Annotated in this window: 11 protein-coding genes; 4 read left to right on the top strand and 7 right to left on the bottom strand. The window is 63.5% G+C overall.

Annotated elements, in window-relative coordinates; translation table 11 throughout:
* Positions 1 to 1,363 (top strand): sulfatase-like hydrolase/transferase (locus SH809_18520; protein MDZ4701713.1); only part of this gene is annotated, 1,363 nt, incomplete at its 5' end.
* A gap of 176 nt (positions 1,364 to 1,539) precedes the next feature.
* Here the strand turns inward: SH809_18520 and SH809_18515 are convergent.
* From SH809_18515 to SH809_18495, 5 genes are all read right to left on the bottom strand, one after another.
* On the bottom strand, positions 1,540 to 2,643 hold the full coding sequence (locus SH809_18515) for a DUF3179 domain-containing protein (GenBank protein MDZ4701712.1): 1,104 nt from the start codon (positions 2,641 to 2,643) through the stop codon (positions 1,540 to 1,542).
* A gap of 183 nt (positions 2,644 to 2,826) precedes the next feature.
* Positions 2,827 to 3,522, bottom strand: a complete 696-nt coding sequence (locus tag SH809_18510; protein ID MDZ4701711.1) for a Bax inhibitor-1 family protein — start codon at positions 3,520 to 3,522, stop codon at positions 2,827 to 2,829.
* Positions 3,523 to 3,585: 63 nt separating this feature from the next.
* Entirely contained in the window at positions 3,586 to 4,458 is an 873-nt protein-coding gene (locus SH809_18505) for a TIM barrel protein (protein MDZ4701710.1), read from the bottom strand.
* Between the two features lie 25 nt (positions 4,459 to 4,483).
* The gene (locus SH809_18500) at positions 4,484 to 5,620 is read right to left on the bottom strand and encodes a redoxin domain-containing protein (protein ID MDZ4701709.1); all 1,137 of its coding nucleotides are present in this window, start codon (positions 5,618 to 5,620) and stop codon (positions 4,484 to 4,486) included.
* 32 nt (positions 5,621 to 5,652) lie between these two features.
* Complete coding sequence (locus SH809_18495; GenBank protein MDZ4701708.1) at positions 5,653 to 6,702, bottom strand: SMP-30/gluconolactonase/LRE family protein; 1,050 nt, start codon at positions 6,700 to 6,702, stop codon at positions 5,653 to 5,655.
* A gap of 173 nt (positions 6,703 to 6,875) precedes the next feature.
* Here SH809_18495 and ilvD point away from each other — a divergent pair, with 173 nt between their 5' ends.
* The 3 genes from ilvD (at position 6,876) to SH809_18480 (ending at position 10,183) form a co-directional block, all read left to right on the top strand.
* Positions 6,876 to 8,555 (top strand): dihydroxy-acid dehydratase, encoded by a 1,680-nt coding sequence (gene ilvD / locus SH809_18490; protein MDZ4701707.1) that lies wholly within the window; start codon positions 6,876 to 6,878, stop codon positions 8,553 to 8,555.
* A gap of 313 nt (positions 8,556 to 8,868) precedes the next feature.
* Complete coding sequence (locus SH809_18485) at positions 8,869 to 9,822, top strand: hypothetical protein (GenBank protein ID MDZ4701706.1); 954 nt, start codon at positions 8,869 to 8,871, stop codon at positions 9,820 to 9,822.
* 136 nt (positions 9,823 to 9,958) lie between these two features.
* Positions 9,959 to 10,183: a hypothetical protein gene (locus tag SH809_18480; protein MDZ4701705.1), complete on the top strand. Its 225-nt coding sequence runs from the start codon at positions 9,959 to 9,961 to the stop codon at positions 10,181 to 10,183.
* A gap of 290 nt (positions 10,184 to 10,473) precedes the next feature.
* On the opposite strand, the gene SH809_18475 is transcribed toward SH809_18480, so the two are convergent.
* Positions 10,474 to 11,733 carry a hypothetical protein gene (locus SH809_18475; GenBank protein ID MDZ4701704.1) on the bottom strand — a complete coding sequence of 420 codons (1,260 nt, stop codon included), beginning with the start codon at positions 11,731 to 11,733 and terminating at the stop codon, positions 10,474 to 10,476.
* 118 nt (positions 11,734 to 11,851) lie between these two features.
* Positions 11,852 to 14,034: response regulator (locus tag SH809_18470; protein ID MDZ4701703.1), on the bottom strand; the 2,183-nt coding region annotated here is incomplete at its 5' end.

The raw sequence follows: 14,034 nt of genomic DNA, 5'->3' as shown, positions 1-14,034 counted from the left end.
CTACTCGGCCGTGCCCCCTCCCCACGTCAAAGCGTTTACCGAATCCCTGCGGGCCGCCGGCTACTACACCACGAACGACGCCAAGACGGACTACCAGTTCGCGCCGCACACCGACCCGCGGCAACCGCTGACCGCGTGGGACGAGTCCGGCCCTGGCGCCCACTACCAGAACCGTCGCAGCACCGACCAGCCGTTTTTCAGCGTCTTCAACTACACCGGCACCCACGAATCGCACGTCTGGCCCCGCCCGGGCGAGCCCATCCGGACCGACACCGCCGCTGTCCGCGTCCCGCCCTATTACCCCGACGAGCCGGTCGTCCGCGAGGACCTCGCCCGGATGTACGACAACATCGCAGCGATGGACGCCTGGGCCGGCGACATCCTGGACAACCTCCGCGCCGACGGGCTGCTCACGAATACGATCGTGATGTTCTGGAGCGACCACGGCGATGGCATGCCGCGCGCGAAGCGGTGGCTGTACGACTCTGGCATCCTGATCCCGCTGATCGTGCGGTGGGTCGGGGAGTTGCCGGCCGGCACGGTGGACCCGCAGCTCATCAGCACCATCGACCTTGCGCCGACCGTGCTCTCGCTGGCCGGCGTGCCCCTCCCGATCCACCTCCAGGGCCGGCCTTTCCTCGGCCCGAGCCGGTCCGCCCCCCGCGATGTGGTCTTTGCCGCACGCGACCGGCACGACGAGGCGTACGACCGGGTCCGCGCCGTGCGTGACCGCCGGTTCAAGTACATCCAGAATTTTTATCCCGACCTCCCCTACGTCCAGTTCATCCCCTACGAAAACCGGAACGAGACGATGAAGCTCCTGCTCCGTTTTCACGCCGAGGGCCGATTGACAGGGGCGCAAAGGGTGTGGTTCATGCCCAATCGGCCGCCGGAGGAGCTGTACGACACCGAAACCGACCCCCACGAAATCCGCAACCTGGCCGACGAGCCGGCCTTCGCTGGCGTCAAAACCCGCCTCCGGGCGGCGCTGGACGCGTGGCGGGTGGAAAGTGGAGATATGGGGGCGATATCGGAAGACGTGATGGTCGCCTCGATGTGGCCCGGCGGCGTACAGCCGGTCACGCAGCCGCCGCTGTTCATCCCGAACGCGGCCGACCATGTCGCGCCGGCGGACACGCCCTCGGGCGGGACGTTCGCCGGCCCGGTGCTCGTCATGCTCCAGAGCCCCACCCAGGGCGCCTCTATCGCCTATGCCCTCGGGGACGCCGAGCCGGCGCGGTGGCTGCTCTATCACAAACCGCTGTCGCTACCTAACGGCACAACGGTCGTGCGCGCCCGGGCGATACGGTATGGGTATCGGGAGAGCGAGGAGGTGCGAGCGGTGTTTACGGTTTCGCGGTGACTGGAAGAGGAAGGTGATGTCCAGTCCAGGTTGTACTGATTCGCCAACTCCCGGCCGACCGTGATGGCCCTTCTTTCATCCTTTCCGCGTTGGTTCGGGAGGTCCCTCGACATGCTCGGGATGACATTTCATTCGAGGGGCTGCTTAAACCAGGACCCCTTCTGTTGGGCAAACCATCACTCCGCATATACCGTCGTGCCGGGCATAAACGCGAACCAGGCGAAGGCGAAGTAATTGCCGTGCGGGATGGGTTCGAGGCGCCGGCCGGCCATCGGCCCCTCCACCGCCCGCCCCAGGGCCGACCACACGCTGCCCGTTTCGGCATCGATGAATCGGTCTCCTTCATAACGGAACGTCAACATCCGCCCCTCCACCGTGCGCAGGAAAACCCCCGTCGTCCCGATCTCCCGCGAGGCGCTGATCTCGGCGTCGTCCAGCGCTGAAACGGCGCCGCTGCCGTGGAAGACGACGATATCCTCCCCACCAACCGCGTCGTTGATGGCGCCGACGCGCCGCGTGATGCCATGCGGGTAGGCCCGCTCGACGCCGCCGAGGCTAACCGTCACTACCTTTTCCATGGGTTTCAGCCGGCGGTCCTCCGGACCCCGGTATAGAAAGGGGCGCTCGTCGATGTTATCGTAGCCGGCGTAGGGGTTGCGGCCGTAGTCCCGCACATACCCGGTCTCGCGGGAGAGGACGTCGCCGGTAGGATAATCCGCCCGAAACTGCTCGAACGAGACGATCTGCGCGGGAATCTGGCGGAGGGTGGCGCCGGTGAGATCGCCCACGATACCCTCGCCGCTGAGTTGCTGCCAGAGCGTCTCGGTCTGCCGGTCGTACATCACCATGTCCGAATACCGCAACATCCCTGACACTCCGAACGAGTAGGTCGCGCCCTCCAGCCGGCGGTCGAAGGCGATGGCGGCGTAACAGAGGGGGCAGAACGTGACGGTCACCGGCGTGCCGGCCAGGACATCGTTCACGATCTCGTGCCACGTCAGGATCTGGAGCGGGTAAGCGCGCGCGGCATCGCCCAGGATTACGGCCACGACAGGCTCCTGCGGCTTCAGCCACACCGTAGCAGCAGAAATAGACACAAAACGCGGCGCGTCGATGGCCGGGATGCCGTCTTTCGGCGGGCCGCCGGACATCAGTTCGTCGAGTTCAATCGAGCGCTTGTCGGTGTTGGTCTTCCACCCGCGCAGATCGGGCGCGCGTTGCGCCAGGGCTGGGCTGGCGATGGCGAAAAGGAATAAACAGGCGATCAGTCGGTGCGTCATGGATGTCCTGGATGCGGTATAGGGAGGGGGCATCGATACGTCGTCGCCGGCGGGGGTGCGTTACGGACGGGCGGATACGGACGCGGCAGATACCACCGGGGCAAAATACGTAGGGGCGAGTCTCAGACTCGCCCCTACCATGACATATGCCACATGGATTACCCGTTGCCTGGCCCCAACCGGTCAGTCCCGAGACATAAACAACCGCAGGACATACCAGAACATCAGCGCGACCGATGCAAACAGCGCAAGGGACGCCGCCACGTGCCGGTCCGCCGGGTAATGATGCAGCACGTTCGACGTATCGTACAGGATGGCCGCGCCGGCGAGCGCCACCATGCCGACCGAGAAGAACGTCCCGAGTTCAAACCCGAAGATCACTCCGGCCACGATCAGCACCAGCGCCACGATGAAGCCCCAACGCAGGATGCCGCCGAGGAAGGAAAAGTCCTTCCGGGTGAGGATGGCGACAGCCGTCAGGCCGGCGAAGCCCAGCAGCGTCACGATCGCCGCGCTGTTGATGACGCCCGGCGCCGTCCTATCCGCGACGTACAACAGCGGCACAAACAGGATGGCCTGGGCCGCGACAAACGCCACCAGGGCGCCGTATTGCGACGCCGACGACTCCGCCTGCATGGCGGTGCGGCTGGCGAACCAGCTTACGATCATGAATCCACCGAGAACAAATAGCCAGTTGACGCCCATCAGGGTCGATGCAATCGTAGCCGCCAACCCGGTTTTGAACAGGATGATCTCGATCAACGCAAACCCGAGCATGGCCCCGAAGAGGTGGCTGTAGGTCCGCATGATAAAATCGGCCCGTACATCAACGCCGCTTTCGGCGACCGGTACGGAAGGTGACATCGCGTATTCGCGCATAGAAGTCAGGTGTTGGTGAATAACAGGGCGTTGTACGCCGGCCAGAGGGTTTGGAGCCCGGGCCTACACGTCACAGATTTTGATGGCCTCGCGGAGCGACGTCATCGGGTCGCGCAGCGGGACGAACTCCTGGGCGACGAACCCCTGGTAGCCGGTTTCGACGATGGCTCTCATGATGGCCGGGTAATTTAGCTCCTGCGTGTCGTCGATCTCGTTACGCCCGGGGTTGCCGGCGGTGTGGTAGTGGCCGAAGTAGTCCTTGTAGTCCTTTATCGTCCGAATTACGTCCCCCTCCATCACCTGCATGTGGTAGATGTCGTAGAGGAGCTTGAAGTGATCCGAGCCCACCATATCGACCAGCGACACGCCCCACTGGGTGTTGTCGCACATGTAATCCCGGTGGTTCACCTTGCTGTTGAGCAGCTCCATGTTGAGGAGCACCCCGCGTTTTTCGGCGTGGCCGACGACCTGTTTGATGGCCTTCGCGCAGTTGCGCAGCCCTTCATGATCGTCCATACCGTCGCGGTTGCCGGAGAACATGATCAGGTTTTTAAAGCCGGCATCCGCCACGAGGTCGATATGCTGGAGATACTGGGGGACCAGTTCGGCGTGGTTCTCGATTCGGTTGATGTTTTTTTCGATCGAGCCGACACCCACCGTCATCTCGCAGGTCATGCCCAGTTCGAGTAGGGGGCCGAACTCCGACGGCTGGAGGATCTCGACGGACGTGATGCCCATCTCCTTAGCGTTTTTCGCGAGGTCCGGGATCGAGAAGTTCCGGAAGCACCAGCGGGCGACCGAGTGCTTGATATTGCCCGCGAGCTTAAAATCCCGCTGGCGGTCGTACTCCGTGCTGAACCCGGTAGTCGACACGATGGCGGCGGCGCCGGCCAGCTTCTTGATGGCGCTCCGACGGGACGGCAAATGCTCTTTCATGCTGTTGGTAGGATGATGGGGGACGTCAGTCGTAATACCGACCGACGTGGTTGACGATTTCGCGTTTGAGTTCGAGGGGGTCGATCTTACTCAGCTGCCGGAAGACGATTTCGCCACCCGGCTTGATGAGCACGGTGTACGGAATCGGGCCCGGCCATTCGGGGTCCAGCGCCTCGATGAGCGCATACGCGTCCTCGTTGGCGAAGTGGTAATTCTTGGACGACACGTGGTTACGTTTCAAGACGTCCAGCACGTCTTCCGCCAGCTCGGGGCCGTCCATACTGATGGTGATCAGTTCGAACCGGCGTCCGCGGTACATCCGGTTGATGTCCACGAATTCGGGCATCTCGGTCACACACGGCCCGCACCACGTCGCCCAGATGTTGATCACACGGAGCTTGTTGGTGTCGTTTTTCATGAGGTCCTTGACGCCTTCGATGGTAATGGTCTCGACCGACACGGGTTCTTCCTGCCACCGCTTCACGGCGCGCTGGACGTCGCCGGTTTTGTCCGCCCATTTCACCGAGCAACCAAACGTTTTGGTCGTTGCGTTGGCGACGGGCCTCCCGGCGAGCATCGCCTCCAGCGCATCGCGCAGGTCATGGGTTTTTGCCTTCCCAATCCGCTCCTCGTCGTCGATGCGGCCGATATATTGGAGCACGCGGTCTCGGTCGAACACAAACACATGAGGCGTCGCCACCGGGCCGTAGGCTTTGGACATTTCCTGTGTCTCGCCGTCGTACAGGTACGGGAAATTGTAGGCCATGTCCGCCGCCCGAATCTGCATTTCCTCGAAGGAGTCGCTGAGGTCCGTATAGCCCAGTTCATCGAGCCGGACGGACGCCGGATCGTTCGGGGAAACGGCCACGACAGCCACGCCGCGATCCTGATAGTCGACTACTAATTGCTTCATCCGCTCCTCATACGCCTGGGCCGTCGGGCAGTGGTTGCAGGTGAAGATCATCACCAGGACTTCCGCGTCCGAAAAACTATCGAGGGTATAGGTTTCGCCGTCGGTGCCGGGCAGGCTAAACGCCGGCGCTTTCTGGCCTACTTTCAGCGTTTCGTAGTCGTCCACGCCAATCGCGGCGATCGTCGTCAGGGCCATTAGCCCCAGGGTTAGCCGACCGATCGCGGCGCGGGTTCTGTAGAGTAGTTTCATGTCGCGTTCCGTTTGTGGGTGGATCGTGAGCGCTAGAAACCGATCCCGCGGGTGCTTGTCCGCACGCGCAGGAGATACCGATCGGCCGTGATAAATAAATCGGAGCCGTCCCCGCCGAACGTGGCATTCGACGTGGCCTGCCCGGTGAGCAACGTGCCCAGGTATTCGCCCTGCGGCGTCAACACGAGCACACCGCCGGGGCCAGACGTAAAGATGTTGCCGGCGGCGTCCACCACGAACCCGTCGAACCCACCGCGCCGGCCGGTCTCGGCATTCAGCTCCGAGGCGTCGAAGAAGATACGCTCGTTGGTCGCGGACCCATCGGCCTGGATGTCGTACGCCCTTATGACAGGCTCCTGGCCGTTCGACTGGGCGACGTACAGGATCGTCTGGTCCGGAGAGAGCCCGATTCCGTTCGGATTCTGGAAAGCTCTGGTGACCACGCTAAGCGTACCGTTCGGCGTAAGACGGTAGACCCCGTTGAAGTCCAGCTCACGAATCGGGCTCTCTTCCCGCCCTTCCAGGCCATACGACGGGTCGGTGAAGAAGATGTCGCCGTTGGCCCGAAGCACAAGGTCGTTCGGGCTGTTGAGCCGCTTGCCTTCGTATCGATCGACGAGGATCTTGTGGGTGAAATTGGCCGTGTCCAGCCGGGTGATTCCGCGCAGGCCGTGGTTGGCCATCAGCAGCAGGCCGTCCGCATCCAGGAACAGCCCGTTGGTGCCCAGCTCTTCCCCGGGAGGATTTTCGAGATTAAAGCCGGCCGGCCGGAGGTACACCCCGAGACCTTCGTCCTCGCTCCAGCTATGGATGGTGTTGTTGGGGATGTCCGAAAACAGCACCGCGCCCATCGATGGCACCCAGACCGGCCCTTCAGACCACGCGAATCCGTCCGCCAGCACCTCTAGCGTCGCATCCGCCGGCACGACGGCGTCGAGCCGCGGATCGGCCCGCTCGATGCTGCCTACCGTCTCGTAAGCGCTTTCGGGCGCCGCGGTAGGAGTTACGGGTTCGGCGGCCGGCTGGCACCCGATGAAGAAGAACAGAGAACTGGCGATCAGAACCGAACGAACGGATTTCATGCGCAATGATCGTTGGTGGGGGTGGATGGTGAGGTAAGTAGAACCGAATATAAAGATTCTCGGGATCAAAGGAATCCTACGGACCTGGTGTATTGCATTTCGCCCCCATCGCGTAGCTTTCACCCACACACATTCCATTTTTCATTTTTCATTTTGCCTTTTGCATTTTCCCTATGCCTTCCATCAACCGCCACTCCCAAACCATCACCCAGCCCAAGTCCCAGGGCGCCTCGCAGGCCATGCTCTACGCCACCGGGATGTCCGAGGCCGACATGCAGAAGGCCCAGGTGGGCATCGCGTCGGTCTGGTTCGAGGGGAACCCGTGTAACATGCACTTGCTGGACCTCTCCGCCGCGGTGCGCGAGGGGGTCGAGGCGGCCGGCATGATCGGGATGCGGTTCAACACGATCGGCGTGTCGGACGGGATTTCGATGGGTACGGACGGGATGTCGTACAGCCTCCAGTCGCGCGACCTCATCGCGGATTCGATCGAGACGATCATGGGAGGCCAGTGGTACGACGGGCTGATCGCGATCCCGGGGTGCGACAAAAATATGCCGGGATGTGTGATGGCGATGGGCCGGCTGGACCGCCCCGCGCTCATGATCTACGGCGGCACCATCCAGCCCGGGTTCTCCAAAAAGGGGGAAAAACTGGATATCGTGAGCGCCTTCCAGAGTTACGGCGCCTATCTGTCGGGCAAGATCGACGAGGCCGAACGCCAGCACATCGTCCGCTGCTCGATCCCGGGCGCCGGCGCCTGCGGCGGGATGTACACCGCCAACACGATGGCCTCGGCCATCGAGGCGATGGGGCTTTCGCTGCCGTTCAGCTCCAGCCTGCCGGCCATCGACCTCCGCAAAATCGACGAATGCCGCTCGGCAGGGCTCGCCCTCAAGGCGATGCTCGAACAGGGCCTCACCCCCCGCAAAATCGTCACCCGCGCCTCGTTCGAAAACGCGATGCGGGTGGTGCTCGTCACGGGCGGGTCGACCAACGCGGTCCTCCACCTCCTGGCCATGGCGCACGCGTTCGATATCGCCTGGACGCTGGAAGATATGCAGCGCCTCTCCGACGAAACGCCGTTCCTGGCGGATCTCAAGCCAAGCGGGCAATACGTCATGCAGGACCTGAACGACATCGGCGGGATCCCGGCGGTGATGAAGCTCCTCCTCGAAGCCGGCATGTTGCATGGCGACGCAATGACGGTGACGGGTAAAACCATCGCCGAAAATCTGGCCGACGCGCCGGCGCTGCCGGCCGGCCAGCCGATCATTCGCCCGATCTCCAACCCCATCAAGGCCACCGGCCACATCTACATCCTCCGCGGCAACCTCGCCCCCGGCGGCTCGGTGGGGAAAATCACCGGAAAAGAAGGCCTGGTGTTCACCGGCCCCGCCCGGGTGTTCGACCGCGAGGAGGCCATGCTCCGCGGCCTCGAACAGGGGAAGATCCAGGCCGGCGATGTCGTCGTCATCCGCTTCGAGGGCCCGAAAGGGGGTCCGGGCATGCCGGAAATGTTGACGCCCACCTCCGCCCTCATGGGCGCCGGCCTGGGCAGCAGCGTCGCCCTCATCACCGACGGCCGCTTCAGCGGCGGCAGCCACGGATTTATCATCGGCCACGTCGTCCCGGAGGCGCAGGAGGGCGGCCCCATCGCATTGCTGAAGGATGGCGACGTCGTGACGATCGACGCCGACGCGAAGTCGATCTCCGTCGCTGTTTCGGCTGAGGAGATGGCCCGCCGCCGCGCCGCCTGGATCGCCCCGCCCCTGCCCGCCACCCGCGGGACGTTGTACAAGTACATCAAAAATGTCAGCGACGCCTCGCACGGGTGCGTGACGGATGGGTGAGAGGGTTTAATGGTCGGGGTTTAGGGTTTAAAGATGTAGAGGAATCTGCAAAACGTCTATCATCGTCATACCCGCGAACGCGGGGATCCATAGAAGGCGCGAGACTACCTAACATGCTGTTCCGGGCAGATTTTGCGCATTACTATGGGCTTGCATGGATCCCCAATCGGGGTTGGGGATGACGGGGCGACATGGCAGCGATGACGCTTCAACACGCAGGAGCGTTGTGTAGGAATCCCCCTCTCAACCACCCCCGGGACCCGCGTTTTATCTTGGCCTCGCCCCGACCATCCCACGGCGATTCCTCGACTCCATGCCCATCGCGCTGCGCACCACCTCTCAATCCCTCTCCGCCGGCTGGCGCCTCGCGCAGGGGCTCGGGTTGCTGGTGACGGGGGCGCTGATCGTGGGGCTGTTCTCGGCGCCGGAGTCGGCGCTCGGGCTGCTCTGGAACGTCCTCATCCCCATCCTGCCGGCCACGTTTCTCCTCTCCCCGCTCATCTGGCGCGCCCTATGCCCGCTGGCGACGCTGAACATGTTGCCGAATGGGCTTTTCGCCGCGCGAACGATGCCGGCAGCACTCCAGAAAACCCTCGGCACGGCCGGCATCGCCCTGCTGCTGATCCTGGTGCCGGCGCGGCGGTTTTTGTTCAACGAAGAAGGGGCGATCCTGGGAATCGTGATCCTGGCCGTCGGCGCCCTGGCCCTGGGACTGGGCGCGATCTACCCACAAAAAGCAGGCTTCTGCAACACCCTCTGCCCCGTCCTCCCTGTCGAGAAGCTCTACGGTCAACACCCGCTGGTGGCGATGAAGGACACCCGCTGCGCGTCGTGTGTGCGGTGTGTGCCGAAGGGCTGCCTGGACCTCGCGCCGCAGAAATCCCTCCACCAGGCCATCGGCCCCGGGCGGACTTCTACCCGCTGGATCGCTACGCCCTACGGCGTCTTCGCCGGCGCCTTCCCGGGATTCGTGTTGGGGTATTTTCTCACGGAAAATGGCCCGATCGCCTCCGCACCCTCCGTGTACCTGGAAGTCTTCGGCGCGGCCGCGGCCAGTTTTATCGTTGTGGCCGCGATCAATGGGATTTTCCGCATCGCGCCGGTCCGAATGCTCGCCGGCCTCGCCGCGGCGGCCGCCGGCATTTATTACGCTTTCGCCGCGCCGGCTACCACCGCGTATCTGGGGCTCGCTCCGATTGCAGGTGAGGTCCTGCGGCTCGTCATGCTGGGGTTGGTGGGGGTGTGGGCGTGGCGGGCATGGCGTTGACAATCCCCTGGCAGATCAATAACGGAATTCATGTCGTATCGCTGCTGGAACTCCCGGTCCTGCCGGCATATCAACCTGCGTCCATTCCGCGATGATTGAAGCATTCCCGGTATCCCAAATCCCATCCAACGTCCACATGACCGACTCAAGCCCGGAAGCCGTCACCGTCCAGATGGAAATCTTTCGACGGATGCCCGGTGCGCAGAAAGTGCGGGTGGCCATGGAATTGAGCGAGCGCGTGCGGAAGCTTGCCTGCGCCCGGCTGCGCAGCACCCATCCCGAGTGGACCGAACGCCAGGTGATGCTGGAGTTGATCCGAATCACCCACGGGATCGTAGTAGAGATCCCAGAGCCCCGCTGACAATGGACTCCATGTTACAGCGGATTGTGCAGGTCCTCGACGAAGTTGGGATCCCCTGATCTCGTCCGTACACGTAAACGGAGAAACGTTCAGAAACTATTGAGATCTTGCTTTTGCTCTCCTCTCGTCGTCCCCAACTTGATTGGGGATCCAAGCCATTCATACAGATTTGCATGGATCCCCGCTTTCGCGAGGAAGACGATCCCAGAAATTCGAGGCTATAAGGCAAAGAACTGCCGCTCGAAATTGGGAGAACAGAAAATCTCAACGGTTTCTGAACGATCAAACGCTCACCGCACCGCCGGCTGCGTCCACGCCGTCTCCATCTCTCCTTCCCGGTACGGATTCTCCTTCGGCTTCGACGACACCACCTTCGCCCGGACGTACAACTCGGCCCCGGTGAAATCGTACCGCGGATTCAACTCATCCGATGTGGCCAGCACCTGGCCGACGTCCTCGCTGTAGTGCCGGCTCACGTACGCGCCGTCCGGCAGCTGCACGGGGGTGCTGGTGGTGTCGTGGGCGGCGAGGGTGCCGTAAAAGGTGGTGGTGTAGGTGACTCCGGGCTCGGGGCGGATCTCCAGCGACAGACCGGAGGCGTCGGAGCGGACGTCCGCAAGCTCCACGCCGGTGGTGCCGTAGAAGTCGCCGGCCTCCAGGGCGGTCACGAGCGCCACGGCGGAAAGGGTATCGGCCCGCACCATCACCCAGCCGCGGCCGGCGTTGCTCTGGGCGGGACCCATCTCCAGGTAGTTGTGGCTGTCGTCCACGGCCAGCCCCAGCAGGATCGGGTCTCCGTTGAGCAGTCGGCGGGTGTTGATGATGTCCCACATGCGCTCGGTGCCGGGGCGGAGGGAATCGCCCTCGTTATGCACCATCGGATGGCCGTTATAGACCTCAAAAAACCGCTCGCCCCGCAGCGTCAGCAGATCCTCCGCCGTCATCGCCCAGCCAAAGTTGGGGTGGTTGATGTGGGGAAACATCGGCACCCCCGTCGAATCGCGCTGACGCAGCACGGCGTCGACGTTATTCTGCATCGTCTGGCGTAGTGACCCTCCCCGCTGCGGCGGGATGAAGTCCTGAATGTTGGTCACGTTGATGTGTACCGGCTTCCCTCCGAACCCGTCGGTCAGCTCCTCGGCGGTGATCACCAGGAAACTGTCGGGCGCCTCGAACAGCGGGCGGAATTCATCGAGCGTGCGCAGCCGCACGAATAACGTATCGCCGGAGACACGCTGGTCGACCCATCCCTCCCCAAATTCATCCAGATACCGATCAAACGCCGGCCGGCCGCCCCGATTCTCGTCCACCTCGCTCCACCGCTCCCCCTGGGCGATCACGTTGTGTTCGGAAAGGGCCACAAAGTCGTACCCGTTCGCGACATACCACCCCACGATCATCTCTGGATAGTCGTCTCCATCGCTCCAGAGCGAATGGGTGTGCAGGTTGCCGCGCCACCAGCGGGCTTCGGGCTCGGGGGTGGACTGGCAGCCGGCGAGGAAGAGGATGAGGGTTATCCAGAGGACTGCGGGGAGATGGGATGGGTGCATGTGAGTAAGGGTTGATACGTATTAAGGGCTGTTTCTATCGCATTTCCCACGTTTCGTCTTTCCCGCGTTTCGTCTTTCCCCCGATCAGGTCGGGGGATGACGACGGAATCACGCCAGGTCATCCCTCCAACGTCGGCGCCGCGCCGAAGCGTTCGCGGTAACACTTCGTAAAATACGACGCCGAGGTGAATCCCACGGCATAAGCGACCTCCGACACTGTGCCGGCCCCTTGCGTCAGCCGCTGTCGCGCCCACTCCAGCCGAAAATCCCGCAACGCTGTATTGGGCGATGTACCGGTCAGTTGGGTGATCTTACGCTGGAGCTGCCGCACGCTCATCCCCATCGCATCCGCCAGATCGCCCACGCTGAGATGGGCCTCACCCATTCGTTCCTCCAACAGGCCCTGCCAACGCTCCAGGAACGCCCGCTCCGCCGATTGCACAAGGGTCCGCGCCGGCCCGACGGTGATGTGTTCGCTGTAGATGGCCTGGAGCCGGCGATACCGCTCCACGACGGCGCGCACCCGCGCCGCGAGGGTGGCTCCGTCGAAGGGTTTTACGAGGTAGTCGTCGAAGCCGGCCTCCAGGCCGGCGCGTTCGCTGGCGACGTCGGCGCGGGCGGTGAGGGCGAGGATGGGGATGTGATCCAGGGCGTCGTCTTCGCGGATCGTGCGGCACAGGTCCATCCCGTCGAGGCCCGGCATCATGAGGTCGGTGACGATGACATCCGGCACGAGGCGATTCGCGGCTTCCAGGCCGGCCCTGCCGTCGGCTGCCTCCGAAACCGCCCAGTCCGCTTCGAGGCTGCGGCGGATGTAGGCGCGTATGTCGGCGTTGTCCTCCACCACCAGCGCGACGCCCAGCGTTCCGGCCGGCGCATTGTGTTCGGCAGCCGCCTCCACCTCGGCATCGTGATGCAAGAAATAATCAGATTCTCGCGTCTCGGGTTCGCCGGCAACCCGCCGGGGGATGCGGACGGTGAAGACGCTCCCGAACCCAACCGTACTTTCGGCCTCGATCGTCCCGCCCATCCGCTCGACAAGCGCCCGCGTGAGGGAGAGTCCAATGCCGGCGCCCGGGTGTGCGGCCGAGGCCTGCTCGACGCGGTGGAATCGATCGAAGATGTGCGGCAGTTCGCCGGCGGGGATGCCGGCGCCGGAGTCCCGCACCACAAGCCGCACCCGATCCTCCGCATCCACTGTCATAGAAAGTCGGACGACGCCTCCGGCCGGGGTGTATTGGAGCGCGTTGGCGAGCAAGTTGGAGGCGATGACCTCCAGCTTCTCGGCGTCGAAGACGGCCGGCAGCGTGGCCTCGGCGGACTCAAACGACAGCGCGATGCCCTTCCGCTCGGCGAGGGGGGCGAACCGGAGGCACAGGTCATGCAGGAAGGTGGCGAGGTCGGCCTCGCGGGTTCGGACGGGCATCCGGCCGGCGTCGAGGCGGGAGAGGTCCAGCAACTGGTTGATGAGGCCGAGCAGCCGGCGTCCGTTGCGTCGCATCAAATCCAGCGACACCCGCGCCGGCTCGGGCAGACCGCCGCCGGCCATCAGATCGTCCAGCGGCCCCAGAATGAGCGTCAGCGGGGTGCGAATTTCGTGGGAGATGTTGGAGAAGAAGCGGGTGCGGACGTCCAGTAGCTCCTCTTTCGCCCGCCGCTCGGCATCGATCACGCGCTTTTGCCAGAAATCCCGCCGCGCGTAGGTCTCCATGGCGTAGCCGGCCGTCATCCCGATCAGGTTGGCCGCGAACAGGAATAACACGCTGCCGACGCGGGTGTCGAAGGGCAGGTCTTCTTTCAGGTAGATGATGAGGACATAGACCAGCAGCAGGGATAACCCGACCGCCGAAGCATATACAAGCCGGATCCGCATGAGCACATAGCCGGGGAGTACGAGCAAAACGGGGCCGTCGATGTAGGCCCGTGGCGAGGTGTCCAGCAGGATCATCGCCATCAATCCCACGCCGGCGAGGAAAATCGTGGCGCTCAGAATTTCCTGCATCCAGCGGATGAAAAACGGTTGGTAGGACGCAAGATAGACCCCGGCAGCCAGGACGCAGGTGCCGGCGCGGATCCCCCAGATCCCCCACATGGCATTGGATTGCTGGATCCAGTCCAGGTACCCGAACAACGGCCCATACACAAACGTCCCCAACAGGATCGCCGCCCGCACCGTTGCCAGCGACTGTCGGGCGTAGTCGGCCAGGAAGCCGGCTTCCTGGGCTAGATCGGGGAAGCGGAGTGTGGTGCGGTGGTGGGATGGTGGATGCACGAAGGTGCGAAGTGAAAAAGTGAAAAAGT

This window comes from Rhodothermales bacterium, from assembly GCA_034439735.1.
Lineage (GTDB): Bacteria > Bacteroidota > Rhodothermia > Rhodothermales > JAHQVL01 > JAWKNW01.
This window is presented reverse-complemented; position numbering and strand designations above follow the sequence as displayed.